This is a genomic window from Pseudomonas sp. 9.1(2019) (assembly GCF_009910445.1).
Lineage (GTDB): Bacteria > Pseudomonadota > Gammaproteobacteria > Pseudomonadales > Pseudomonadaceae > Aquipseudomonas > Aquipseudomonas paraversuta.
In genome coordinates this window covers 805,596-831,309 of the sequence record NZ_VBWF01000010.1, presented here as the reverse complement: position 1 = coordinate 831,309, position 25,714 = coordinate 805,596, and the positions used below count along the sequence as shown (strand labels likewise).

The 25,714-nt window shown below is 60.3% G+C and carries 24 protein-coding genes; 15 read left to right on the top strand and 9 right to left on the bottom strand.

Annotated elements, in window-relative coordinates; translation table 11 throughout:
• Window positions 1-183 precede the first annotated feature (183 nt).
• Window positions 184-1,887: an amidase gene (locus FEZ21_RS16940; protein ID WP_160627920.1), complete on the bottom strand. Its 1,704-nt coding sequence runs from the start codon at window positions 1,885-1,887 to the stop codon at window positions 184-186.
• A 170-nt stretch (window positions 1,888-2,057) separates the two neighbouring features.
• The gene (locus tag FEZ21_RS16935; protein ID WP_127196386.1) at window positions 2,058-2,927 is read right to left on the bottom strand and encodes a LysR family transcriptional regulator; all 870 of its coding nucleotides are present in this window, start codon (window positions 2,925-2,927) and stop codon (window positions 2,058-2,060) included.
• A gap of 155 nt (window positions 2,928-3,082) precedes the next feature.
• Between FEZ21_RS16935 and FEZ21_RS16930 the strand changes: the two genes are divergently transcribed.
• The 10 genes from FEZ21_RS16930 (at window position 3,083) to FEZ21_RS16885 (ending at window position 12,248) form a co-directional block, all read left to right on the top strand.
• On the top strand, window positions 3,083-4,120 hold the full coding sequence (locus FEZ21_RS16930) for an amino acid ABC transporter substrate-binding protein (RefSeq protein WP_160627918.1): 1,038 nt from the start codon (window positions 3,083-3,085) through the stop codon (window positions 4,118-4,120).
• Window positions 4,121-4,133: 13 nt separating this feature from the next.
• Window positions 4,134-5,288 carry an amino acid ABC transporter permease gene (locus FEZ21_RS16925; RefSeq protein ID WP_003445004.1) on the top strand — a complete coding sequence of 385 codons (1,155 nt, stop codon included), beginning with the start codon at window positions 4,134-4,136 and terminating at the stop codon, window positions 5,286-5,288.
• A gap of 2 nt (window positions 5,289-5,290) precedes the next feature.
• The gene (locus FEZ21_RS16920) at window positions 5,291-6,388 is read left to right on the top strand and encodes an amino acid ABC transporter permease (protein ID WP_003445003.1); all 1,098 of its coding nucleotides are present in this window, start codon (window positions 5,291-5,293) and stop codon (window positions 6,386-6,388) included.
• Window positions 6,385-7,161, top strand: coding sequence for an amino acid ABC transporter ATP-binding protein (locus tag FEZ21_RS16915; RefSeq protein WP_160627916.1), 777 nt, complete (start codon window positions 6,385-6,387; stop codon window positions 7,159-7,161). The genes FEZ21_RS16920 and FEZ21_RS16915 overlap by 4 nt, the downstream gene beginning before the upstream one ends.
• A complete protein-coding gene (locus FEZ21_RS16910) occupies window positions 7,158-8,117 on the top strand; it encodes an isoaspartyl peptidase/L-asparaginase family protein (RefSeq protein WP_160627914.1) in 960 nt (319 codons plus the stop codon). The genes FEZ21_RS16915 and FEZ21_RS16910 overlap by 4 nt, the downstream gene beginning before the upstream one ends.
• 166 nt (window positions 8,118-8,283) lie before the next feature.
• A complete protein-coding gene (locus FEZ21_RS16905; protein WP_010657209.1) occupies window positions 8,284-8,589 on the top strand; it encodes an NIPSNAP family protein in 306 nt (101 codons plus the stop codon).
• Window positions 8,590-8,712: 123 nt separating this feature from the next.
• Window positions 8,713-9,444 (top strand): GntR family transcriptional regulator, encoded by a 732-nt coding sequence (locus FEZ21_RS16900; RefSeq protein ID WP_003444995.1) that lies wholly within the window; start codon window positions 8,713-8,715, stop codon window positions 9,442-9,444.
• Between the two features lie 122 nt (window positions 9,445-9,566).
• Entirely contained in the window at window positions 9,567-10,856 is a 1,290-nt protein-coding gene (locus FEZ21_RS16895; protein WP_003444993.1) for an MFS transporter, read from the top strand.
• A gap of 27 nt (window positions 10,857-10,883) precedes the next feature.
• Window positions 10,884-11,714 carry an amidohydrolase gene (locus FEZ21_RS16890; protein WP_160627912.1) on the top strand — a complete coding sequence of 277 codons (831 nt, stop codon included), beginning with the start codon at window positions 10,884-10,886 and terminating at the stop codon, window positions 11,712-11,714.
• A 123-nt stretch (window positions 11,715-11,837) separates the two neighbouring features.
• On the top strand, window positions 11,838-12,248 hold the full coding sequence (locus FEZ21_RS16885; RefSeq protein ID WP_003444990.1) for an SRPBCC family protein: 411 nt from the start codon (window positions 11,838-11,840) through the stop codon (window positions 12,246-12,248).
• Between the two features lie 499 nt (window positions 12,249-12,747).
• Here FEZ21_RS16885 and FEZ21_RS16880 read toward each other — a convergent pair whose 3' ends face one another.
• Genes FEZ21_RS16880 through FEZ21_RS16870 form a run of 3 tightly spaced genes read right to left on the bottom strand, consistent with a single transcriptional unit; the run spans window position 12,748 to window position 17,093 of the window.
• Complete coding sequence (locus FEZ21_RS16880) at window positions 12,748-14,331, bottom strand: aldehyde dehydrogenase (NADP(+)) (RefSeq protein WP_160627910.1); 1,584 nt, start codon at window positions 14,329-14,331, stop codon at window positions 12,748-12,750.
• Between the two features lie 43 nt (window positions 14,332-14,374).
• Window positions 14,375-15,724: a glucarate dehydratase gene (gene gudD, locus FEZ21_RS16875; RefSeq protein WP_003444981.1), complete on the bottom strand. Its 1,350-nt coding sequence runs from the start codon at window positions 15,722-15,724 to the stop codon at window positions 14,375-14,377.
• 28 nt (window positions 15,725-15,752) lie between these two features.
• Window positions 15,753-17,093: an MFS transporter gene (locus FEZ21_RS16870; protein WP_029612923.1), complete on the bottom strand. Its 1,341-nt coding sequence runs from the start codon at window positions 17,091-17,093 to the stop codon at window positions 15,753-15,755.
• Window positions 17,094-17,420: 327 nt separating this feature from the next.
• Between FEZ21_RS16870 and FEZ21_RS16865 the strand changes: the two genes are divergently transcribed.
• From FEZ21_RS16865 to FEZ21_RS16855, 3 genes are all read left to right on the top strand, one after another.
• Complete coding sequence (locus FEZ21_RS16865) at window positions 17,421-18,119, top strand: FadR/GntR family transcriptional regulator (RefSeq protein WP_003444979.1); 699 nt, start codon at window positions 17,421-17,423, stop codon at window positions 18,117-18,119.
• An 86-nt stretch (window positions 18,120-18,205) separates the two neighbouring features.
• A complete protein-coding gene (locus tag FEZ21_RS16860) occupies window positions 18,206-18,559 on the top strand; it encodes a hypothetical protein (protein ID WP_003444978.1) in 354 nt (117 codons plus the stop codon).
• A gap of 14 nt (window positions 18,560-18,573) precedes the next feature.
• Window positions 18,574-20,937 carry a DNA polymerase II gene (locus FEZ21_RS16855; RefSeq protein WP_160627908.1) on the top strand — a complete coding sequence of 788 codons (2,364 nt, stop codon included), beginning with the start codon at window positions 18,574-18,576 and terminating at the stop codon, window positions 20,935-20,937.
• Here FEZ21_RS16855 and FEZ21_RS16850 read toward each other — a convergent pair.
• Window positions 20,934-21,209: a hypothetical protein gene (locus FEZ21_RS16850; protein WP_003444976.1), complete on the bottom strand. Its 276-nt coding sequence runs from the start codon at window positions 21,207-21,209 to the stop codon at window positions 20,934-20,936. The two genes, FEZ21_RS16855 and FEZ21_RS16850, sit on opposite strands and share 4 nt — an antisense overlap.
• 182 nt (window positions 21,210-21,391) lie before the next feature.
• Here FEZ21_RS16850 and FEZ21_RS16845 point away from each other — a divergent pair, with 182 nt between their 5' ends.
• A complete protein-coding gene (locus FEZ21_RS16845) occupies window positions 21,392-21,772 on the top strand; it encodes a CrcB family protein (RefSeq protein ID WP_003444975.1) in 381 nt (126 codons plus the stop codon).
• 15 nt (window positions 21,773-21,787) lie between these two features.
• On the top strand, window positions 21,788-22,183 hold the full coding sequence (gene crcB / locus FEZ21_RS16840) for a fluoride efflux transporter CrcB (RefSeq protein ID WP_003444974.1): 396 nt from the start codon (window positions 21,788-21,790) through the stop codon (window positions 22,181-22,183).
• 77 nt (window positions 22,184-22,260) lie between these two features.
• Here the strand turns inward: crcB and kch are convergent, their stop codons facing one another.
• The 3 genes from kch to yut all read right to left on the bottom strand — a co-directional run bounded on the left by kch (window position 22,261) and on the right by yut (window position 25,606).
• Complete coding sequence (kch, locus tag FEZ21_RS16835) at window positions 22,261-23,436, bottom strand: voltage-gated potassium channel protein (protein WP_003444973.1); 1,176 nt, start codon at window positions 23,434-23,436, stop codon at window positions 22,261-22,263.
• Between the two features lie 91 nt (window positions 23,437-23,527).
• Window positions 23,528-24,586 (bottom strand): HoxN/HupN/NixA family nickel/cobalt transporter, encoded by a 1,059-nt coding sequence (locus tag FEZ21_RS16830; RefSeq protein ID WP_160627906.1) that lies wholly within the window; start codon window positions 24,584-24,586, stop codon window positions 23,528-23,530.
• A gap of 27 nt (window positions 24,587-24,613) precedes the next feature.
• Entirely contained in the window at window positions 24,614-25,606 is a 993-nt protein-coding gene (gene yut / locus FEZ21_RS16825; protein ID WP_160627904.1) for an urea transporter, read from the bottom strand.
• Window positions 25,607-25,714 lie beyond the last annotated feature (108 nt).

Here is a 25,714-nt window from a genome sequence, read left to right as displayed (position 1 = left end):
GCGCTGTTGTGGGGGCACGCCGTGACGGGCCATCCATGGCCCGGCACGGCTGGCTCGGCGTCCTGCCTCGCCACCCCCAAAACAGCCCCTGCGTTCGGCCTTCTGTGATGGGCATCCGCGTCGTTTCGACTATCGAGTGGCGGCAGGGACATCGCCTTTAAAAGCCAAAACCAAAACCAAAACTTATGCCAATGGCGGCGTCCGCGGCGGGATCAGGCGTTTGCTGCCGGTGGCTTCAAACGCCGCAGCAAACCGCAACAACGCCGAATCATCATAGGCCCGACCGGCAAAGGTCAGCCCCACCGGCATGCCAATATCCGCCATCACACCCATAGGCACCGTCACCGTCGGCACACCCAGATGCCGGATCGCTAGGTTACCGTTGGCAACCCAAACCCCATTGCTCCACGCAATATCCGCAGATACCGGATTCACATCCGCATCCGCCGGCCCTACATCGGCAACCGTCGGGAACAGCACTGCATCCAGACCCAGACCATCCATCCAGTCCTCCAGGTCAATCCTGCGGGTCTGCTCCAGGCCGCGCAGGCCATCCGGCACGGTACTGATCCGGTCCCACGGGGTAATGCCGCGCTCGGCCATGCGCACATATTCATCCATGCCCGCCGCCAGTTCATCTTCGCGATTGGGCAAGGTTCCCGGGTCGTGGGGGAAGATCAGTGCACCGTCAACGTCTGCCAGACAGCCAAGTTTCGGATCACCATTGGCCCGCAGGAAGTCGTCAAACGCCCAGGCCGACAGCTCCCACAACTCATCATGCAAAAACTCTTTGGACACCAGACCGCGGGTAAACACGGTGGGTGCTCCGGGGCGGTCACCCTCGCAATTGGATACCAGCGGGAAGTCGACTTCGATCACTTCACCACCCCGGGCTTCAATGGCCTGACGCGCGGCTTGCCAGAGCTCGATCACCGAGGCCCGGGTAATGATCCGCTGGCCGGTCGGGCCGCCAATACCCGGTGCTTCGGCCGTGCCCGCTTCGGGGTCGGCATTGATGTACATGCGCGGTATGCCAAAGCGCTTGCCTGCCAGTGCGTCAGCGCCGGCATTGAGCTCTGCGTAAGAGGCAGGGCGCACCGAGGCCACTGCCGGGATCGGTACCCAGGGCTGCAGGCGCCACAGATCACCACGGGTGTCCGGGTCTTCGGCCACGACCACGTCCAGTACTTCAAGCAGGTCGGCCATGGTTCTGGCAAACGGCACCACCACGTCCATGGTCGGGGTCAGCGGCCAGTTGCCGCGCACCGAAATCACCCCGCGCGATGGGGTATAGGCGCACAAACCATTGTTCGAGGCCGGGCCTCGTCCGCTGGACCAGGTTTCTTCCGCCAGACCAAAGGCCGAAAAACTGGCTGCGGTTGCCGTGCCTGCACCGTTGGATGAACCCGAGGCAAAGGGCGCGGTGAGGTAGTCGGCGTTATACGGGCTCTCGGCACGGCCATATACCCCGCGCTGCATGCCACCGTTGGCCATGGGCGGCATATTGGTCTTGCCCAGGCAAATGGCCCCGGCGCCACGCAGGCGTTCGATGGTAAACGCATCGCGATGGGCCACCAGGTCCTTGAAGGCGGGGCTGCCCGACGCTGCGGTCAGCCCTTTCACCAGATAGCTGTCCTTGGCGGTGTAGGGGATGCCGTCCAGAGGTCCCAGGGTCTGGCCCTTGGCCCGCCGTGCATCGCTGGCCTGCGCTTCGGCCAGCGCCTCAGGGTTGCGCACCACCACGGCATTGAGGGCAGTGGCTGTATCGGGCGTGTCATAGGCATCGATGCGGGCAAGATAAGCCTGCACCAGCTCAACCGCCGTTACCTGTCCGGACTCGAGCGCGGCGCGCAGTTGGGCGATGGGGACCTCGGTGACTTCAAACATGCGCTTACCGCTGGTTGCTGATGGGGGACGCAGAGCTTATCTAAAGTCGTACCTGCTCAGCCAGCGATGTGATGATAAACCCTGCCCGTTCCAGCCCCATGTAGGAGCGAGCTTGTCTCGCGAGCTTTTTGCCGGGCCCATATTGAAGGCTGTGGCGCCGGTAGACCTGGCTACAACCTCTGCCAAAACGCATCGGCCTGGGGATTACGGTTATCCCGCCAGCGCACCAGAATCACTTCCAGATGGTCCGATTCCATGTCCGGATACAAGCGCACCAGTTCCTGGCGCTCGATCAGGGGCGCGACCATGCTGTGGGGCATGCACGCCACGCCCTGGCCGCTGGCGACCATGGGTTTCAGGGCTTCGGATACGGTCGCTTCGAACACCTGCAGCAGGCGCTGTGGTTGTGGATGGCGGTTGATCTGGGTGCGCGACAGTTCATGCAGCTGCGCACTGCGCGAGTAACTCAACAGCGGGATCGGCGCATCGGTCTGCGCACAGTGCGCGGCCAGGGCCGGGGTGGCGACCCAGTACAGTTCGTCATGGCCCAGGGACTTGACCTCGAACTCGCTCTGACGGGAGTAGGGCGCAGTCTTGGCGTCGCGGTAGAACAGGATGAAATCGCAACGTCCCGACATCAGCGCCATGTAGTAATCATCGGTGCTGCGATAACCGGTATCGATCCGGGTAAACAGGGGCGCCTCAGGGCTGTTGAGCCGGCTGATCCAGCCCGGGAAAAAGTTGCAGGCCAGGGTGTGCAACGAGGCGAATGTCAGCGGCCGGTTCAGCACTCTTACGCTCTGCTCGCAGTCCCGGGCCATGCGCACCAGCTCCACGGCATTCGGCAGCAGGGCTTCGCCGGCAGCCGTCAGGCGCACCGGGTTGCGGTCGCGGTCCACCAGGGTCGCGCCCAGGTGGCCTTCAAGTAACTGAATGCGCCGGCTCAACGCCGATTGCGACGAGCCACGCATGCTGGCAGCCGCGGTGAACTTGCCGGTATCGGCCAGGGCGAGAAAGTCTTCATACCAGTCGATATTCATAGAGTTATTCCAATATTCGATAGGGCGTCCAGCATTGTGGATCAAGAGTCGCTATCCGGCCCGTGGCTCTGTCTTTATTGTGCCCATAACACGCCACCTGCCGTTGAACTGTGGTTGTCAGGCATAACAAGAAGATTTTTTAAAGGGGCAATGATATGCACAAATTGAATAGGGTGAGGCTTTTACTTGGAGCGCCCGTACTGGCACTGCTCGCCACCTGTGTCCAAACCGCCCAGGCAGGTGTGCTGGATAAAGTCAAAGCCCATGGCTCTGTGCGCTGTGGGGTAGCCGGCGACAAACCGGGCTTTTCCCTGATCGATGACAAGGGGCGCTGGACCGGCATGGACGTGGATCTCTGCCGGGCAGTGGCTGCCGCGGTGCTGGGCGATGCGGACAAGGTCGAGTACCTGACCACCACCGCCAAAAACCGCTTTACCGCCCTGGCGTCCGGGGAAATCGACATTCTGTCCCGCGCCGCGTCCTGGACGGCCGAGCGGATAGCCAACCTGGGGGTGGATTTCACCACCGTCTGGTTTTATGACGGCCAGGGCTTTATGACCCACGCCGCCGACGGCATCGAAAAACTCACCGATCTGGACGGCGCAACCTTTTGCCTGTCACCGGGCACCACCTCCGAGCAGAACCTGGAGGACTATTTCGGCCGCCGTGGCCTGACCTATAAAACCGTGGTCATCGAGAAAAGCCCCGAGCTGTACGCGGCCTTCCAGCGCGGGCGCTGCAATGCCATCTCCAACGACTCCTCGGGCCTGGCCGCACGCCTGGCGCTGATGAACAACCCCCAGGACTACGCGCTGCTGCCCGAAGTGATCTCCAAGGAGCCTCTGGGCGCTTTCGTCGCCCAGGGTGACACCACCTGGCGCAACATCGTGACCTGGACCGCCTACGCGCTGATGACCGGTGAAGAGCTGGGCGTGACCTCGGACAACGTCGACCAGTTACGCACCAGTAAAACGGCATCAACCGATATCGCCCGTTTGCTGGGGACTGAAGGCACCATCGGTCAATCCTTTGGCCTGGACAATGACTGGGCATACCGCGCCCTCAAGCAAGTGGGCAATTACGCGCAGATCTACGACCGTAACCTCGGCCAGCAGACAGCCCTGAACATTCCCCGCGGGTTGAACCGCAGCTGGAAAGACCATGGCTTGATGTATGCACCGCCGATTCGTTAAGGGAATTACGCTTATGTCGACCCATCGTTCGCCCAATCTGCGTCTGTCCAGTGTGTTGCAGCAGGGGCTGGTACTGGCCCTGGTTGCGGCAGTCTTTTATTTGCTCGCCAGTAACGCCGCGTTGAACCTAAAACACCTGAATATCGCCTCGGGATTCGGTTTTTTATCTCAGCGTGCCGGTTACGACATCAGTTTCTCGCTGATTGACTACACCCCGGACGCGACCTACGCCCGGGCTTATCTGGTGGGCCTGCTCAACACCTTGCTGGTGTCGGTGCTGAGCATTGTGCTGGCGACCCTGCTGGGTGGCGCACTGGGCCTGGCCAGGGTCTCGGACAACTGGCTGATCAAGCGTCTGAGCGGCACCTGCGTCGAGTTTCTGCGCAATGTGCCGCTGGTGGTGCATCTGGTGTGGTGGTACGGGCTGGTCCTGGCGTTGCCCGGGGTCAAACACTCGGCTTCACTGGCCGGCGTGGTGTTTTTGAACAACAACGGCCTCACCCTGCCTTGGCTCGAGCAAGGCAGCCTGGTGGGTTGGGGCCTGACCTTGATGGCCCTGGGTACCTTGCTGGGCTATGGGTTTTGTCGAGTCAAGGATGCCCGTGCGCCGTGGCGCGGGTTTGCTTCCCGGCGCTGGCCGGCACTGTTGGCCGGGGCCCTGTTGCTGCCGTTGCTGGTGTACGCCTTGAGTGGGGCCCAGGTGCAGTGGGAGGTGCCGGTGCAGCGTGGCTTCGGCTTCAAGGGCGGGATCACCCTGGTACCGGAAATGCTCGCCCTGTGTCTGGCCCTGTCGTTCTACAGCGCCAGTTACATCGCCGAAATCGTGCGCGGCGCCATCGAGTCGGTTCATCGCGGCCAGTACGAAGCAGCCAGGGCACTGGGCTTCAAGTCCGGCTCAACCATGCGCCAGCTGATCGTGCCGCAAGCGATCTACCCGATGATTCCGCAGATCACCAACACCTACCTCAACATCGTCAAGAACTCCTCGCTGGGGGTAGTCATCGGTTTCATGGAGCTGGTGTCGTCCACCGGCGGCACCACCCTGAACCAGACCGGCCAGGCCATTGAGTGCATCGCCCTGGTGATGGGCACTTACTGCGCAATCAGCCTGGTGATCTCCCTGGGGATGAACATCTACAACCACCGTATCGGCCAGAGGGGGCACTGAACATGACTGCAATGAATCAAGCACTGACGCTGCCGTTGGCGCCGCCACGACTGCCCTGGACCCGGCGCGCGCTGACCTGGACCCGCAGCCAGCTGTTCCCCAGCGCGGGCCACAGTTTGCTGACCCTCGGGGTGATTGCACTGCTGTGCTGGTGCGTGCCCGCGGCCCTCAACTGGCTGGTTTTTGATGCCACCTTCGTTGGCGAACATGCCAGGGATTGCAACCCTGCCGGGGCTTGCTGGTTGCCGATAACCCAGCGCTGGAACCTGTTTGTCTATGGCTTCTATCCCCAGGCCGAACAGTGGCGGGTGACCCTGTCATTTGTGCTGGCGGGTTCGGCGTTCGGGCTGCTGTTTTTCAAGCGCCTGGACCGTCGCCTGCTCCTGGCTTACCTGGCGTTGCTGCCCATCGTGATGTGGTGGCTGCTCAAGGGCGGCGCCGGTTTGCCGGAGGTGTCTTCGACCAGGTTCGCCGGGATGCTGGTAACGGTGTTCCTCGGCACGGCCGGGATGATTTTCGCCTTGCCGCTGGGAATTCTGCTGGCCCTGGGCAGACGCTCCAAACTGCCGGTGGTCCGCCTGCTGTGCGTGCTGTACATCGAGCTGGTGCGTTCGGTGCCGGTGATCTCGCTGCTGTTCATGGCGTCGCTGATGATTCAACTGTTCCTGCCGCCGGGTTCGGCTTTTGACATCCTGCTGCGGGTGCAGCTGGTGTTGATCCTGTTCACCGCAGCCTACATGGCCGAGACCCTGCGTGGCGGCTTGCAGAATCTGCCCAGGGGCCAGTACGAAGCAGCCCAGGCACTGGGCTTCGGCTACTGGAAAACCATGGGCCAGATCATCCTGCCGCAGGTGCTCAAGCAATCCATTGCGCCGTTGCTGACGCAGTTTATCGGCCTGTTCAAAGAGACCACGCTGGTGATGATTGTCGGCGTACTGGACATCGTGGGCATTGCCATGAGCACCGCCGTCACCCCTGAGTGGGTCGAGTACGGCCACGAAATCTATGTGTTCCTGGCGATTTATTTCTTTGTCATCTGTTTTGCACTGTCGCGCTACGCCCGACACCTTGAACAACGTATGGAGCAGAGCCGCTCATGATCAGCAAAGCCAAGTCCGATCCAGCCCTGATGGTGCGCATCGAGCAATTGAACAAATGGTTCGGTAATGCCCACGTACTGAAAAATATTTCCCTGAACGTTGAAGCGGGGGAGAAGGTGGTGATTTGCGGGCCTTCGGGTTCGGGCAAGTCGACCCTGATCCGCTGCATCAACCAGCTCGAACAACACCAGCAAGGCACAGTCGAGGTGCTGGGGGAGGAGCTCAATGGCAGCATCAAGGGGCTGGAGCGCATTCGTCGTCAGGTCGGCATGTGCTTTCAGCACTTCAATCTGTTCCCCCATCTCACCGTGCTGAAAAACTGCACCCTGGCGCAAACCTCCAACCTTGGCGTGCCCCAGGACCAGGCCATCGAGCGCGCCCTGAGCCTGTTGGACAAGGTCAAGATGCGCGACCATGCCAACAAGTTTCCGTCCCAGTTGTCCGGCGGCCAGCAGCAACGTATCGCGATTGCCCGGGCGTTGTGCATGCAGCCCAAAGTCATGTTGTTTGATGAGCCGACCTCGGCCCTGGACCCGGAAATGATTGCCGAGGTCCTGGAGGTGATGACCAGTCTGGCCCATGAAGGCATGACCATGATCTGTGTGACCCACGAGATGGGTTTCGCGCGCAAGGTCGCGGACCGGATTGTATTTATGGATCAGGGCGAAATTGTTGAAGAGGCCCCGCCCGAGCGGTTTTTCTCGGCCCCTGAATCCCCGCGAACCCAGCGTTTTTTGAGCCAGATCATCAACCACGGAGTGCATGCACAATGACCCCTTCTATTGCCATGGCCTTGCACGGTGGCGCCGGCGTACTGATGCCCGGCATGCTGACTGAAGACGACGAACAGGCGATCCACCAGGCGTTGTTGCAGGCGCTCAAGGCCGGGGTTGCAGTGCTGGAGCGCGGCGGTAGCAGCCTGGATGCGGTGCAGGCCAGCGTGGTCGAGCTGGAGGAGTGCCCCTGGTTCAATGCCGGAAAAGGCGCTGTCTTTACCCACTGCGGCGATCATGAACTGGACGCCGCGATCATGAACGGCGCCAACCTGGAGGCAGGTGCAGTGGCGGGCGTGCACCATGTGCGCAACCCGATTTGCGGAGCGCGGGCGGTGCTTGAGCACAGTGAACATGTGTTGCTGGCCGGTACCGGCGCCGATCTGTTCCTGTCCGAGCAAGCGGGGCTGGAGCATGTCAGCAACGATTGGTATGACACGCCCTTGCGCCGTCGGCAGTGGGCCGCCCAGCAACAGCAACCCGAGACCCTGATGCTGGAGCCGGGGGGCATTGAAAAGAAATTCGGCACCGTGGGCGCTGTGGCCCTGGACTGCAACGGGCATGTGGCAGCAGCCACCTCCACCGGTGGCATTACCAACAAGCGCTACGGTCGGGTAGGCGACTCGCCGCTGATCGGCTCCGGTACCTGGGCCGATGACCGCAGTGCCGCCATCTCGGCCACCGGGCACGGCGAATTCTTTATCCGCACCGTGGTCGCCCATAACATCGCGTCGCGTATCCGCCTGGTGGGATCGAGCCTGGACCAGGCCTGTGAGGCGGTGGTGCAGGGCGAGCTCAAGGAACTGGGAGGCAGCGGCGGCGTAGTGGCGGTATCCCCTTCGGGCGAGACCGTTCTGAGCTTCAACACCCCCGGCATGTACCGCGCCTGGCGGGATGCGGAGGGTGGTATGCACACGGCGATTTATGCCGAGGATGACCGCCTGCACGCTGTTTGACGCATACCGCCCCCTGTAGGAGCGAGCGTGCTCGCAAGCTCTTTGTTGTCAGGTTGCAAAGGCTCGCTCCTGCAGGGGAAGGCGGGTGGGGCGCAGTGATGGCATATTGACCTCAGAGGAGGCCGCAGCTTAGTCTCGGCCTCCTTTTACGCCATGGACTGAAGACATGATTACCTGCCATCTGCGCTATGTGATTGACCCTTACAAACTGGCCGAATTCGAAGCGTACGGGCGGTTGTGGATCCCGCTGGTAGAGAAATTCGGTGGCATCCACCACGGCTACTTCCTGCCATCGGAAGGCGCCAACAACATAGCGCTGGCCATGTTTTCGTTCCCCTCCCTTGCAGCCTATGAAGACTACCGCGAGCGCTCTAAAACCGACCCCGAGTGTATCGCGGCGTTCAAGCTGGCAGAGGACAACCGCTGCATTGTCAGTTACGAGCGCAGCTTCCTGCGTCCGGTGTTCCAGTAACCGGGCAGCGACTACGGATTACCAGGGTGAATATTCCGATCCATATTGACAGTCATTGGCGATGAGGAAATACTCGTCGCCAATATTCATATATATGACTATATAACTTGGCGCATAAAGTCTATGAATGCTCTTTCCAGTGATACCCGCCTGCCGCATTACCAACGCCTGCGTGACCATCTGGCTGAGCAGATCGCCAGGAACCGCTGGCGCCCGGGGGAGGCGATTCCTACCGAGGCTGCGCTGTCTGCGCAATATCACCTGTCCACCGGCACCGTGCGCAAAGCCATAGACATGCTGGTCAGTGATGGCGTCCTGGAACGCCAACAGGGTCGCGGTACCTTTGTCCGCCGTCCCCAGTTTCAATCTTCGCTGTTCCGGTTTTTCCGCTTTCAGACTGCCTCCGGCGAACGCCTGGTGCCGCAAAGTCGCATCCTCAGCGTCGAGCCCGTGGCTGCGCCCTCGGCAGTGGCCCAGGCGCTGGGGCTGGCTGTCGATGCAGCAGTGATCAGGATTGTGCGTATTCGCCTGCTGGAAGTTCAGCCGCTGCTTGCCGAAGAAATCTGGCTGCCCCGCAGCCGTTTCGAACCGCTGCTCAAGATCGATCTGAGTGAGCAGGGGCCGTTGCTGTATCCCATCTACGAAGAGATGTGCGGCCAGGTTGTGGCCTATGCCGAAGAAACCCTGACCGCCGAATCGGTCAATGAAGTGCATGCCCGGCTGCTGCAGGTCGAGGTCAACAGCCCGGTGGTGGTGATCGAGCGGCTGGCCCGGGATTACGCCGGTACGCCGCTGGAGTGGCGACGCTCGCGCGGGCATGCCGAGCATTTCCGTTACAGCGTGGATATCCGTTAACCCCCCACCCCTGTGGGCCCGTTGGCCGGCAGGGGGTTCATCGTTGTGTTTGTCATGACTGGCCCGATAGCGGCGCGGTTCGCGTTCGGCTGCCTCAGGTTCCACCCATAAGGATAAGAATCATGTTCAGTTGGTATCGACAGGTCACTCCCCGGGAGCGAAAAACGTTTTGGGCCTGCTTCGGCGGATGGTCCCTCGACGCGCTGGAAGTACAAATGTTCGGTCTGGCGATTCCGGCGCTGATTGCCGCCTTCGCCTTGACCAAGGGCGATGCAGGATTGATCAGCGCTGTCACCCTGGTGACGTCGGCGATCGGTGGCTGGGTCGGCGGCACGCTGTCTGACCGCTATGGTCGGGTGCGCACGCTGCAGTGGATGATTCTCTGGTTCTCGTTCTTCACCTTTCTGTCAGCCTTCGTCACCGGCTTCCATCAACTATTGATCGTCAAGGCGCTGCAGGGGTTTGGCATCGGTGGCGAATGGGCGGCCGGCGCAGTACTGATGGCCGAGACCATCAACCCGAAATATCGCGGCAAGGTCATGGGCACCGTGCAAAGCGCCTGGGCGGTCGGTTGGGGTCTGGCGGTCGGGGTGTTCGCCCTGATCTATTCGCTGGTACCGCAGGACATGGCCTGGCGCGTGATGTTCGTGGTCGGGTTGCTGCCTTCGTTCCTGATCATCTGGGTGCGGCGCAATGTCGAGGAGCCCGACAGCTTCCAGCGCATGCAAAAGGAACGTGTCATCCCCCAAAGCTTCTTCAAATCCCTGGCGGGCATCTTCCGCCCGGAACTGATCCGCGTAACCCTGTTCGGGGGGCTGCTGGGGCTGGGCGCCCACGGTGGTTACCACGCGGTCATGACCTGGCTGCCGACCTTCCTTAAAACCGAGCGCAACCTGTCGGTACTCAACTCCGGCGGTTATCTGGCGGTGATTATCTTTGCCTTCTGGTGCGGCTGCGTGGTCAGCGGTTTGTTGATCGACCGTATCGGGCGTCGCAAGAACATTGTGCTGTTCGCGTTGTGCTGTGTGGTCACGGTGCAGTGCTACGTGTTCCTGCCGCTGAGCAATACCCAGATGCTGTTTCTCGGCTTCCCGCTGGGCTTCTTTGCCGCCGGTATTCCCGCAAGCCTTGGGGCCCTGTTTAACGAACTGTACCCGGCGGACGTGCGCGGTGCCGGTGTGGGTTTTTGCTACAACTTTGGCCGGGTGCTGTCGGCGGTGTTCCCGTTCCTGGTCGGGCATATGAGCGAGTCCATGTCCCTGGGCTCGGCGATTGGCATCGACGCCGGCATCGCCTATGGCGTGGCCGTTCTCGCCGCCCTTTGCTTGCCGGAAACCCGTGGCCGCAGCCTTGAAAAATCCACGTCCGTGATCCCGGACGACACCCTTGGCAAAGAGGGCGCCCGTGCCTGAAGCCGCTTACTTTTGTAGATGAACTCCATGTCTGATCCCCGTTCCACAACCCTGACCGGCATCGATAGCCATGCCCATGTATTCAGTCGCGAGCTGAGCCTGAGCGCGGCCCGGCGTTATACCCCGGACTATGACGCGACCCTGGCGCAGTACTTGAAATACCTGGGCGACCACGGTCTGAGTCACGGCGTGCTGGTGCAGCCCAGCTTTCTGGGCACCGATAACAGCTACCTGCTGGCAGCGTTGGAACAGGCGCCCGGGCAACTGCGCGGGGTGGTGGTGCTGGAACCCGGGGTCAAGCCCGGGGTGCTGCACGACATGGCCCGCCAGGGCGTGGTCGGGGTGCGCCTGAACTTGATGGGCAAGGCCTTGCCGGACCTGGCCGAGCCAGTCTGGAAAGACTTCCTGGGCCGCATTGCCGGGCTGGGCTGGCATGTCGAGTTGCACCGTCAGATCGAGGACCTGCCGGACCTTGCACGCCAGCTACTGGCGTCCGGGGTCAAAGTGGTGATTGATCATTTTGGCCGCCCGGACGCACGTCTGGGTCTGGGTCAACCCGGTTTTGCGCAAATGCTCGAACTGGGGCGCAGCGGTCGGGTATGGGTGAAAGTCTCTGGCATCTATCGTCTGGGTGGCAGCGAGCGGCAAAACCTCGAGTTTGCCCGGGCGGCATTGCCCTTGCTGGTGCAGAGCTTTGGCCCGGACCGATTGGTGTGGGGCAGTGACTGGCCGCATACCCAGCATGAACACACTATTGACTATGCCCGGGTGATTGAGCAGTTGCAGGCCCTGCAATGCCCGGCGCCATTGCTGCAGTCGCTGCAGGGGCAGGCGGCTAAAGTCTTATTCGGGTTTTGACTGCAGATCGGTCAGTATCGAGTTTGATCTTGTCAATGTAATCGTGGTCTTGCGGGGCTGCGGTGGTAGGGTCGACAGCATGGCGCTTCATTTCTTTTTCAGTTACCCGGAGACACAGATCACATGGCAACGGCATCAGCGGTAATCGACATCCCGGCTTCGGCCGACCAGGTCTGGCAATTGATCGGTGGCTTCAATAGCCTGCCCGACTGGTTGCCGATCGTCACCCGAAGCGAACTCAGTGAAGGCGGGCGCTTGCGCAACCTGCGCACCGAGGATGGCACGGTGATTGTCGAGCGTCTGCAAACCTTCGATAACGCCGCTAAAACCTACAGCTACTCCCTGACCGAGTCCCCTTTTCCGGTGAAGGACTATCTGGCGACCTTGAGCGTTGAAGCCCTGGGTGACGGCGCGCGAGTGAGATGGTCCGGTCATTTCACGGCGGTCGGTGTCACTGAGGGCGAGGCACAGGAACTGTTCACGGGTGTCTACCAGGTCGGCCTGACAGCGCTGCGCGCCAATTTCCCGGGCTGACAGCCCAATCCTGCAGGAGCCTGTATCCAATGGGGGCTGGCTTGCCAGCGATGGCGGTGGGTCAGTCGATGCATCGGGTTCTGACACTCTGCTGCGGCGAGCAGGCTCGCTGCTGCAGTTTTCACCAGGGCAGCAGTAATGGCATATTGGCCATAAGCTCATAAAGTCGATATTGGCAAGCTAGACCCTTGAAATAAAACGAAAAACCCGCAAATGGTGGCCATCCAGAATCAGTCCGGGTTGGAAAACATGTGACTATTTAATGACTTAGGTCAGTATTGCTTTGAAATAAATTGTGCAAAATAACTTGTTACTTATTGTGACACTGGGGTAAGATCGCCCTGCGTTCACCTACCACGGTTTATGCATTTTTAAGCCCCAAGTTTCCATCAGCTACTTGGGCTTTTTTTTGCCTGAAATTTGATATCGGATCCAATTTCTACAAGCGCAGAAACAAAAACGGCGCCCGTTGCAGGCGCCGTCGTCCAGTCATAAAGCCTTAAGCAATCGCTTTCGAACTCCACTCGCCGTTAACCAGACGTTGCAGGCCCAGCGGGTTGCGATTTTGCAACGCTGCCGGCAGCAAGGCGTCGGGATAGTTCTGGTAGCACACCGGACGCAAGAACCGGTCGATGGCCAGTGAGCCAACCGAGGTGCCGCGTGCATCCGAGGTGGCCGGGTAAGGGCCGCCGTGAACCATGGCATCACAGACTTCGACCCCGGTCGGGTAGCCATTGACCAGGATGCGCCCTACTTTTTGCTCAAGAATCGGCATCAGCCACTGGTAGTGCTCAAGGTCGGCCGGTTCGCCAATCAGGGTGGCGGTCAGTTGCCCGCGCAGGGCCAGCAGCGCTGCTTTGAGCTGGGCGTCATTTTCCACTTCGATGATGATCGTCGCCGGACCGAACACTTCTTCCTGCAGCAAAGGATCCTTGTTCAGCAGCAGGCTGACATCGGCCTTGAACAGCTGTGGCTGGGCCTGTGCGCCGGACTGGCTGTGGCCGGCCAGGTGAGTGATGCCTTTATGGCTGAGCAGGTGCTCGACGCCCTTGGCGTAGTTGCGCAGACCGCCCGCATTGAGCAGGGTGTGTGGCGCCTGTTCGGCCATCTGTTGCGTGAGTTGTTCGACGAACGCCGACAGCTCGGGGGAGCGCAGACCGATCACCAGCCCGGGGTTGGTGCAGAACTGGCCACCGCCCATGGTCACGGATGCGGCCAGTTCCCCTGCCACCTTGCCACCCCGTGCGGCCAGGGCCTGGGGCAGCAGGATCACCGGGTTGATGCTCGACATCTCGGCGAATACCGGAATCGGTTGCTCGCGCTCGGCAGCCATTTTGCTCAGCGCATTGCCACCGTGCAGCGACCCGGTAAAGCCCACTGCCTGAATGGCCGGGTGTTTGATCAGCGGCTCGCCGACGCCGGCGCCGAAGATCATGTTGAACACGCCCTTGGGCATGCCGGTTTTTTCCGCGGCGCGAATGATTGCGCAACCGACCTGGTCAGCCGTTGCCATGTGACCGCTGTGGGCCTTGAACACCACCGGGCAGCCAGCAGCAAAAGCAGCGGCAGTGTCGCCACCGGCAGTGGAAAAGGCCAGCGGGAAGTTACTGGCGCCAAACACTGCCACCGGACCAACGCCGATGCGGTATTGACGCAAGTCCACCCGTGGCAGCGGTTTGCGGTCGGGCATGGCCAGGTCGATACGGGCGCCTAAAAAGTCGCCGCGACGCAGCACTTTGGCGAACAGGCGCATCTGCCCGCTGGTACGACCGCGTTCGCCCTGGATACGCCCGGCGGGCAGTGCGGTTTCACGGCAGACCAGCGCCACAAAGTCGTCGCCCAACTGGTCGATTTCGTCAGCAATGGCATCGAGAAATTCGGCGCGGCGTTCAGGGCTGAGCTGGCGGAATTCGATAAAGGCCTGATCGGCGGCATTGGCGGCGCGGTCTACTTCCTCGGGCGTGGCCTGATGAAAGCGAAAGGGCAGGGCAACGCCGGTGCTGGCATCGAGGCTTTCAAGGGTGACTGTGCCGGCAGCGCTACGGCTGCCGCCGATAAAGTTTTGGCCTGTTACGGTAGACATCGGTTCAATCCTCGCTAGATAGGCTTTAGACGCGCTATGGAACTCAGCGCACAAGACAGGGTTTTTTGTTGTCGTATTTCCAGCCCGGAACAATGTACTGCATGGCGACGCTGTCGTCCCGTGCACCAAGGCCCATGCCTTTATACAGTTCGTGGGCTTTGGCCACTGCGTCCATGTCGATGTCCACGCCCAGACCGGGTCTGGCTGGAACCTTGATGTGACCCTCGACAATTTGCAGCGGTTCGCGGGTCAGGCGCTGACCGTCCTGCCAGATCCAGTGGGTATCGATGGCAGTGATTTCGCCCGGTGCGGCGGCCGCCACCTGGGTGAACATGGCCAGGGAAATATCAAAGTGATTGTTGGAGTGCGAGCCCCAGGTCAGGCCCCACTCGTGGCACATCTGGGCGACCCGCACCGAACCCTGCATGGTCCAGAAGTGCGGATCGGCCAGCGGGATATCGACCGCCTGGGACTGGATCGCATGGCCCATTTCGCGCCAGTCGGTGGCGATCATGTTGGTGGCGGTAGGCAGGCCGGTGGCGCGTCTGAACTCCGCCATCACCTCGCGCCCCGAGTAACCGTTTTCGGCGCCGCAGGGGTCTTCGGCGTAGGCCAGCACATGGTGTTGATCGCGGCACAGGCCGATGGCTTCCTTGAGTGACCAGGCGCCATTGGGGTCAAGGGTAATGCGTGCATCGGGGAAGCGTTCGGCCAGGGCGGTGACGGCTTCGATCTCTTCCGCGCCGCGCAATACCCCGCCTTTGAGCTTGAAGTCGTTGAAACCGTATTTGGCCTGGGCCGCTTCGGCCAGGCGGACGATGGTTTGCGGGGTCATTGCCTGTTCATGACGCAGGCGGAACCAGTCATCGGCATCGGCTTCACTGCGATAGGCCAGATCGGTCTGCTGGCGGTCACCAATGTAGAACAGGTAGCCGAGCATCTTTACCGCGTCGCGCTGCTGGCCTTCACCGAGCAGGGCTGCGACCGGTACTTGCAGAAACTGGCCCAGCAGGTCGAGCAGGGCGGCTTCCATTGCCGTTACCGCATGGATGGTGATGCGCAGGTCAAAGGTTTGCAGGCCCCGGCCGGCCGAGTCGCGGGCGGCAAAGGTGGTGCGCATGGCATTGAGAATGCTCTGGTAGTTACCGATCGGTTGGCCTACCACCAGGCTGCGGGCATCTTCCAGGGTTTCGCGGATACGTTCGCCGCCCGGCACTTCGCCGACCCCGGTATTGCCGCTGCTGTCCTTGAGAATCACGATGTTGCGGGTGAAGAAAGGGCCGTGGGCACCGCTGAGGTTGAGCAGCATGCTGTCATGCCCGGCCACCGGAATCACCTGCAGGCTGGTGACAATCGGGGCTTTTGCCGCGTGGTGCTGGTGTTCGTTATTCATGTCGTGTTCCTTAAAAAGAGTCAGGGGCCTAGGCGGGTTGCAGAGCTGCAGGCATCACAGCCGCGGGCTTGGGTTTGGTCTTGGCAAAGAACACGATGATGGCCGCAATGATCGAGGTACCGGCCAGGCCGTAAAGCCCGCCCTGAATCGAACCTGTGGTTTGTTCCAGGAAGCCGAAGGTGGTGGGCGCAACGAAGCCGCCGAGGTTGCCGATGGAGTTGATCAGTGCAATCACCGCTGCCGCGATGCGCGCATCCAGATAACCCTGGGGGATCGGCCAGAACAGCGACGACGCCGATTTGAAGCCGATGGCCGCAAAGCAGATGGCAATGAACGCGAAGATCGGACCGCCGGTGGTCGAAAGGAACATGCCCAGCGCGGCAATCAGCAAGGCAGCTGCAATCCAGGCCTGCTGGTACTTGAACCGGCTGGCCAGGGCCGCGAATGCATACATGGCAATGATCGAGATCAGCCACGGGATGGAGTTGAAAAAGCCCACCTGGATATCGCTCAGGTCGCCCATTTTTTTGATGATGCTCGGCAGCCAGAACGTGGCCGCGTAAATGGTCAGCTGGATGCAGAAGTAGATGGCACAGAACAACATGATCTGGCGGTCCTTGAGCAGTTTGCCCAGGGTTGGCTTGACGGTGTTGACGGCATCCCGCTCGCGTTGTTCGCGGTCAATTTCGTTGACCAGCGCATCCTGTTCCTGGCGGCTGAGCCATTTGGCGTCATGGGGTTTGGAGTCCAGCCAGAACCAGACAAAGAAGCACAGCAGCACCGAGGCCATGCCTTCAATGATGTACATCCACTGCCAGCCATGCAGGCCCATGCCGGTAATTTGCAGGAGCAGGCCGCTGAGCGGACCGGAAATCAGGGATGCCAGCGCGGAACCGCTGAGGAAGATCGCAATCGCCTTGCCGCGCTCGGCGCCAGGCAACCAGCGGGTGAAATAGTAGATAACCCCCGGGAAGAAACCGGCTTCGGCGACGCCCAGCAAAAAACGCAGGATATAGAAGTGGGTTTCGTTCTGGATAAAGGCCATCAGGGTGGCGGTGATGCCCCAGGTGAACATGATCCGGGTCAGCCAGATGCGGGCCCCGACTTTTTGCAGCAGCATGTTGGAGGGCACTTCGAACAGTGCATAGCCAATGAAAAACAGCCCGGCGCCAAAGCCGTAGGCGGCGGCACCAATGCCCAGGTCATGCTCCATATGTGAGCGTACAAAGCCGATGTTGACGCGGTCTATGTAGTTGACGATGAACATGATGACGAAGAGCGGCAGTACATGCCTCTTCACTTTCTGGATCGCGCGCGCCAGAACAGGATCGTTGGCGGGCGCAGCAGACACGTTGCTGGAAATGTTCACAAATCTGACCCCACTGATTATTTTTATGCGGGTGTGGCTGACCGGTGGCTTGGCCGACCGGTTGACGGACATCATACGAGTTGAGTTTTCGCCTCGCAATGCCCGGAAACAAACCAATAAGTTATAAATGGCCTGTTTGTAATACTTTTAAGTGTATTTACAGGGGGTTAGGCAGGGTTTTAGCGACGGTGTGAAGTTGGGGAGAGCGGAGTGGATCGGGGGTTTTTAAAGTTTTGTTGAGTTTTAACAAGGTTGTCATACGAGTTGAGGCCTCTCAGGCTCGAACCAGGTGATAGTATTAAGCCGCCTCAGGTGAAGGGAATAGCCATGCAAGACCAACCGATACGCAAGCGCACGCCGGGTCTGGCCCACGACATCGTGGCCGAACTGACCCGGCAGATTCTGTTGGGGCAACTGGCTCCGGGGCACAAGCTGCCCTCCGAGTCGGTCATCGTCCGCGAGCAGGGGGTGAGCCGTACGGTAGTACGCGAAGCGATTTCCCGATTGCAGGCATCGGGCTTCGTTGAGACCCGGCACGGGATTGGTACCTTTGTTCTTGAACGCGAAGAGCCCCAGGGCATACACCTGACCAGTGCCACCGCCGCCAGCGTGCGCAGCATTCTTGAGTTGCGCATGGGGCTGGAGACGCAGGCCGCGGCCCTGGCTGCGGGGCGGCGCACAGAAGAACAATTGCTGCAGATGCGTCAGGCGCTGGATGACTATCAGAACGCCCTGGCCAATAACGATGGTAGCGTCGAGCACGACCTGCGCTTTCACAAGCTGATTGCCCAGGCCACCGGCAATACCTACTTCACCGACATCATCTGTCAGCTTGGCCGTACGGTCATACCACGGACCCGGATCAATGCTGACGAGCGCGGTGATGCCGATTTACAGCAGTTGGGGCAAATGGCCGTGCTTGAGCATGAAGCCATCCTGCGCGCCATCCGCCGCCAGGACCCTGATGCGGCGCGTGCGGCCATGCTGCTGCACCTGAGCAACAGCCTGGAGCGGATGACGCTGTGATGAGCGCTTTTTGCCAGGGTATGGATCCGGGCGCTAAGCCAGTCAGGCAGCGTGTTATCGTGCTCAACTTTTCGAGGGGATTTGCAATGCGATTACTGATCGGTGCCTTGGGCGTGGCGATGCTGGCCGGCTGCGTTTCACCTGCAATGAATGATGCCCGCAGCAAAAGCCCGACCCGGGTACTGGCTTCGGCCAAACCGACCCCGCTGGTGGCTGAGTGCATCAAGTTCTCGTGGCAGGACGAAGGGGTGTTCGGGGTGGATGCCAGCGCTTATATCAACTCCGGCAAGTCCGGCGAACTCACGGTTTACACCCGTGACGCCAGTTCCTTTGCCGATCTGGTGCCGCAGGGCACGGGCACGGCAGTCAGTTATTACGCCAAACAGCCGGACGACAGCGCAGCCATGCGCCGTATGGCGATGCTGGCGACATGTCTGTAACCCGGCTGTAACGGATGGACCTGAGACAGGGCTTTGTCCTCACCCGGCATTGGCACGACACGCCGTCGGGCATTGAGGTCGAATTCTGGCTGGCCACCGATGACGGGCCGCAGCACGTGCGCCTGCCTTATCAGACTGCAGTCATGTTTATCCCGGCAGCCCAGCGTTCTGAGGCGCAGGCGTTGCTGCAGGATGAGCCCGGCATTGAGTTTCGTGAACTGGCGCTACAGGATTTTCAATCACGCCCGGTGCTCGGTATTTACTGCCAGCAGCACGCCCGCCTGATCGACAGTGCCCAGCGCCTGCGGCGTGCCGGGGTCGAGGTGTTCGAGGCCGATATCCGCCCCCCGGAGCGCTTTTTGATGGAGCGCTTTATCACCGCACCGGTGAGCTTCGGCGGCACCTGTGCGGCTGACGGGCCGCTGCGCAATACCCGAATGAAGCCCCATCCCGACTACCGGCCGCATTTGCAACTGGTGTCCCTGGACATCGAAACCAGTGCCCATGGCGATCTGTACTCGATTGCGCTGCAGGGCTGCGGCCAGCGTCAGGTGTATATGCTGGGCAAGGCCACCGAGGCCGATGCGGCGGTGGATTTCGACCTGGAGTTCTGCGCCACCCGTGGCGAGTTGCTGCAACGTTTGAACCAGTGGATGGCCCTGCACGACCCTGACGCGATCATTGGCTGGAACGTGGTCCAGTTCGACATGCGGGTGTTGCACGAGCATGCCCGGCGTCTGGGTATTCCCTTGCTGTTGGGCCGCGGCGCCAGCGAGATGCAGTGGCGCGAGCACGGCACCCGCAACAACCACTTCTTCGCCAGTGCCGCGGGCCGGCTGATTATTGATGGCATTGAGTCGTTGCGCTCGGCGACCTGGTCGTTCCCGTCCTTCAGCCTGGAAAACGTTGCCCAGACCCTGCTGGGTGAAGGCAAGGACATCAGTACGCCGTACCAGCGCATGGACGAAATCAACCGCATGTTCGCCGAGGACAAGCCCGCGCTGGCGCGTTACAACCTCAAGGACTGCGAGCTGGTGACGCGGATTTTCGAGAAAACCCAGCTGCTGACCTTTTTACTGGAGCGGGCCTCGGTGACGGGGCTGGAGGCGGATCGCAGCGGCGGCTCGGTGGCGGCGTTTTATCATTTGTACATGCCGCTGATGCACCGACAGGGTTTCGTTGCCCCCAATGTCGGAGACAACCCGCCCCAGGCCAGCCCCGGTGGCTTTGTGATGGAGTCCCGGCCGGGCCTGTACGAATCGGTGCTGGTGCTGGATTACAAAAGTCTGTACCCGTCGATTATCCGCACCTTCCTGATTGACCCGCTGGGGCTGGTGGAAGGGTTGCGTGAACCCGGTAACGAGACCTCGGTGCCGGGCTTTCGCGGGGCAAGGTTTTCCCGGACCCGGCACTGTTTGCCGGCCATTATCGAGCGGGTAGCCAATGGTCGCGAGGTCGCCAAGCGGGAGAAGAACGCCCCCTTGTCCCAGGCCCTCAAAATCATCATGAATGCGTTCTACGGGGTGCTGGGCTCCAGCGGCTGCCGCTTCTTCGACACCCGGCTGGCGTCGTCCATTACCTTGCGCGGGCACGAAATCATGCTCAAGACCCGGGCTTTGATCGAAGCCCAGGGCTACAGCGTGATTTATGGCGATACCGATTCCACCTTCGTCTGGCTGCGCAGTGAGCACAGTGAGGCCGATGCGGCCCGTATCGGACGCGAACTGGTGCAGCACGTCAACCAATGGTGGCAGGCCCATGTGCGTGACGAGTACGGGCTCAGCAGTGCGCTGGAGTTGCAGTTCGAAACCCACTACAGCCGATTTTTGATGCCGACCATTCGCGGGGCCGAAGAGGGCAGTAAAAAACGCTATGCGGGGCTGGTTGCGCACGCGGACGGGCGCCGGGAGATGGTCTACAAAGGGCTTGAAACCGTACGCAGTGACTGGTCGCCGCTGGCCCAGCAGTTTCAGCAGGCGTTGTACCTGCGCATCTTTAATCGCCAGCCGTATCAGGACTACGTGCGTGACTTTGTGCGCAGTACCCTGGCCGGGGAGCATGACGAGCTGCTGATCTACCGCAAGCGCTTGCGCCGGCAGCTGAGTGACTACGAGCGCAACGTGCCGCCCCATGTGCGGGCCGCGCGGCTGGCGGACGAGTACAACGACCGGCAGGGGCGCCCCCGGCAATACCAGAACGGCGGCACCATCAGCTACGTGATCACCCTGGCCGGCCCCCAGCCGTTGGAGAACCGCACGGCCGGGCTGGATTACGATCACTACCTGACGCGCCAGCTACAACCGGTGGCGGACGCGATTCTGGCGTTTGTCGACGATGATTTCAGCGCACTGGTGGGCGGGCAGCTGGGCTTGTTTTAAGCGTCGCTGGCCGGGGTTGCCTTGGACTTGGCGCGGTCTTTGGCGGCCTTGGCTTCGGCGGCCAGGCACTCCAGGCAAAACTGTTCGGCGTAACTCATGATGATCTCGGTGGTATCACCCTTGATGGTGCGCGAACCGGCAAGGATGTAGCGCATGCGCTTTTCCGTCACGCCGATGCGCTGGGCGATCCAGGCCGGAGTCTGGCCAATGCGGTCCACCAGCTTGTTGGCGTATTCGGTGGAGTGGTTGTAGCGTTCAGCGTTGGGAAACATAGGGGTTCCATGGGGCGGGAATTAAAGCCGGACGGCAGGTTACTCCTTTTCTTCGCGCCCTGCAGTTACGTAGTCGCGTCAAGGTCTGCTGCGCAGTCCATCGCAGCTTCGTGACTCGTCAGCGACAACTGACCTTATGAACTAGAGTTCCCCCCAAACCAACAGACACGAGAGGGATCTACATGACTGCGCTGGACGTTTTTTGGGTGGGGCTGGGAGGTGGCCTGGGCTCGCTGCTGCGCTGGTGGATCGGGCTGCGGGTCGGGCAGTTCTATAAAGGCAAATTTCCGTTGGGCACGTTTCTGATCAACGTCAGCGGTGCCTTTGTTATCGGCTACCTGAGCATTCTGTTTGCCGTGGACTGGCGCGACCGTTATGGCGATGTAATGAATGCTGCCGTGCTCACCGGCATTCTCGGTGGCTATACCACGTTCAGCAGCATGCAACTGGACGCCTCCAAACTGGCCAACGCCAGGGACCGTGCACTGGCTGGCGGCTATCTGATCATTTCGGTACTGGTGGGTCTGGCCGCTGCCGCATTTGGCGCCTGGCTGGCGCGCTGACAAGGAGCAGGGAATATGCTGAATCTGATTATTCTGATTTTCGTCGGTGGGGCATTCGGTGCCATGTGCCGCGAGTTTGTAATGCTGTCGATACCCCGCCTGGCCGACGGTTTTCCCATGGATATTTTTGTCGCCAATATCGTCGCGGCATTCCTGTTGGGTGTCGCCACTTCGCTGTTCAAGAGCAACCGGATCAATCAATACGTACACGTAATGATCGGCACCGGGATCATGGGCGGGCTTTCTACTTTTTCCAGTTTTGTATTCGGTGCGGTGGAGATGATGAAAGATCCGGGCGGGGTGCTGCTATCCATCTGCTATCTGGTGGCCAGCCTGGTGGTAGGTTTTGCCGCGGTTGAACTGGGCCTGTTCGCCGGAGCCAGGGTTAAACCATTGCCAGCGACAGATTAAAGCCCTGACCCTGCAGGAGCGGGCTTGTTCGCGATCTTTTGATCCTGAAAAGCTCGCTCCTGCAGTTGCAGCCCGGGTCAGGCCAGGGAAGTACGTTTGCCAAAGAACATTTCGGTGATCAGGTCCTTGTTGATTTCATCCCCCTCAAGGGTGCGTACCAGCAACTCACTGCCCAGCAGCGGCAACGACAGCACCATGGTCGGGTTGACGCGTTTGACCTTGGGCATGTTCCGCGTTTCATTGACCAGCGCGATGATCTGGGTGTCGTCACCGGCTATTTCCTTGGCCGCCAGAATGGTGAAGACGTTTTCGGCGTCACTGTCGCACAGGGTCACGATGTACTTGGCATCCGCAGCCCCGGCCAGTTTGAGGGTGGCTACCGACGATGGATCACCTTCAATGATGTCGGCCTTTTCCGGTAGCTCGTGCTGGCTGCCGGTGGCGCACACAACGGTGACATGCTCACCACGATCGCTCAGGCCCTTGTAAATGTTCTGGGCCAATGAGCCGACGCCGACAAGGATGTAGTGATTTTTACGGGCCATATGGGTAATCCTGCCTTTAACGATTCGTTGGATGTTGTTGCTGATCAGCGGGCCGGCAATGGACGCCACCGAGATCGCGAAGATGGTGATGCCCAGAATGATCACCGTCAGGGTGAAAAAACGCGCATCGGTGGTGTGCGGCACTATGTCGCCAAAGCCTACGGTGGACATCACCACAATGGCGAAGTAAAACGCCGACGGCAGATCTGTCACCGCCGGTGCGAACTCTTCGCCCAGGTAAAGCGTGCCCAGGGTGCTGTAGACAATCAGCGAGGCGATGCTGACCACTGCAAAGAAGCTGCCGGTGGCCAGGCTGTAGTGGTCAAACCGGCGCCAATAAAAGGCCAGTACCGCAATGGTGAAGATCGAGAAGAAGGTGATGCCGTCGGGCTTTTTCAGAATGAAAAAATCAACGCAAACCGTAGCCACCAGCAGCAACAGGGCGAAGAACCAACTGATGCGGGACTTGATCAGCAGCCCCAGTGACATCAGCACCAGAACAAAGCCCACCACGAACCCGGGTATTTCCAGCAAGGCCAAAAAGCTTAGCGCCTCCTTCCAGGTGTCAAATGAGCCACCAGCCTCATTGGAGTGCGCAACCCCCCGTTGCAGCACCGGCAAGAACAAGAGAAAGCCATTGATGGCCACCAGCAAGGCGACCCCGTAGGCAAAGGAAAGCCGATTTTTTACGTCCTGTAATAAAGTCATAGTACCTACGACGCGTCTGTTGAGAGGTGGATGGATTTTAGGCCAGGTTTCGCAGGCTGCCCGCAGCAGGCCCGCACTGTGACAAATTTCATCAGGTATTGGCTCCCAGTTGGTCGTAACCGCGCAGATAGTAGTTAAGGCCCGAGATCAGCCAGCACAGCACAAACATGCCGATGATCCAGTAGCCAATTTGGCCGAAGTTTTCGTTGATGGCATTGATCGGGGTCCAGATCCCGCCGGTTAATTCAAGCTTGTCGGCGATCAGGCCCAATGCTTCGATCCCGCCGATAAACAGGGCCACCACCACCGAAGCGGCGGTGATGGTGATGTTGTAGTAAAGCTTGCGCACCGGTTTGGAGAAGGCCCAGCCGTAGGCGCCGATCATCACGAAGTTGTCCAGTGAATCGATCAGGGCCATGCCCACCGCAAACAGCACCGGGAACACCATGATCGACCACAGGCTGATGCCGTGTGAGGCGCTGGTGGCACTGATACCCAGCAGGCCGATCTCGGTGGCAGTGTCGAAGCCCAGGCCGAACAAAAAACCAACCGGGTACATGTGCCAGCTTTTATCCACCAGATTGAACAGCCGGCCAAAGATCCGCGCCATCAATCCACCCTTGTTGGCGACCAGCAGGTCGAGTTCTTCGGGGGCCAGTTGCTGGCCGGCCTTGACCTGTTTGAACTTCTTGTACACCGACAGCAGGATCACCAGGTTGAGCAGGCCAAACAGCAGCAGGAAGGCGGAAGAAACCAGGGTGCCAATCAGGCCGCCGGTTTCATGGAACCAGGCCATGTCGTCCTTGAATGCCATGGCTGTGGCTGCAATGGCGAAGGATGCCAGCACCACGATGGTGGAGTGTCCCAGGGAGAACCAGGTACCCACGGCAATGGGTTTTTTGCCTTGTTGCATCAGCTTGCGGGTGACGTTGTCGATGGCGGCAATGTGGTCTGCATCCACGGCATGCCGCAGGCCGAAGCTGTAAGCCAGTAACGCGGTGCCCATCAATACCGGGTTGGCGCCGAACTCGATAAAAGCCCAGGCCCAGGCAAGCAGGTTGGCAGCGATCAGGCCAATCAATAAATAGATGGCGCGCCGCGTCGTGCTGGACGACTCGAAAGCGGGCGCTAACCGGGCGATAGCTGTCATTGAAAAATTCCCTGTAAAAGTCGGGCGTTATTGACGGTGATGCGGCATCACATCCTTGTTCGGGACCAGGAATAGCCATGACGCCAGAACAAACGGCATGGTCAGGGTCGGGATGCCAACGGGTGCCAGTAGCGTATTCAAGGCGCCCTGTACAAATACAGTGAAAATCACCCCGATCAGGGTATAGATCAGCACGCGCCGGCTGGGCTTGTTGAAGGTCGAACCCAGGGCGATGGCCGTCAGTACGGCACTGAATGCATACATCCCGTTATTGACGCTGGTGTGTTCGGCCTGCAGCACCGTGGCCACCAGAATCGCCAGCAGCGAACCGCACAATCCAAACACTGCGGCCCATACCGAGGACACCGCCAGCCCCGCCAGCAGCAGCACGCTGCCAATGACACTGCTGAACAGGAACACTTCGGAAATGCCGTAGAAGGTGCCATCGACCAAATGGATGCCGTCGAACAGGCTGCTGTTCACCGCGACCAGCTCATGGGGCAGGTTGGGTACCGGCAAGGCGCTGCTGTTCAGGCCGCCAAAGGCATAGCTGGCCAGTAACATGATCCAGGTCACCAGCACGAAAGGGGCGGTAAGAGCGGCGACTTTCCACGTCTTGAGAATGTCGGCGATGCAAATCATGACGATCACCGAGACCATGCTGCCGAGGATGATGCACAGCCAGAGCGCCGGTGTGACCTCCAGAAATGTTGGCAAGGCTGCCCCCACCAGGCAGCCGTTATAGCCATACAAACCGGCTTTCCAGGATTTACGGTCCTTGAGGTTCAAGCCGGTGAGGGTGGCAACCACAGTACCCAGTACCGCGCCATAGGCCACCGCGGGGTTGCCCTCACCATAGGCACCGACAAAAATCGCGGCAAAAAACAGCAGTCCGGTCAGCGGATTGTTCTGGAACATGACCTGGGCACAACCGCGCAGGGTAACGTCTATGAACTCCAGAAAGACGTTACCTTGGGTCAGCTGTGACCACTTGGACGTAGGGGCTGATGCAGCATCCATATTGACTCTCCCGATTGTGCACTTGGCCAGATCCATCGCAAGGGGAGCCGGCTTGCCAGCGAAAGCATCACTGCGCAGTGTCAGTCAAACCGCTTTGCCTTTATCGCG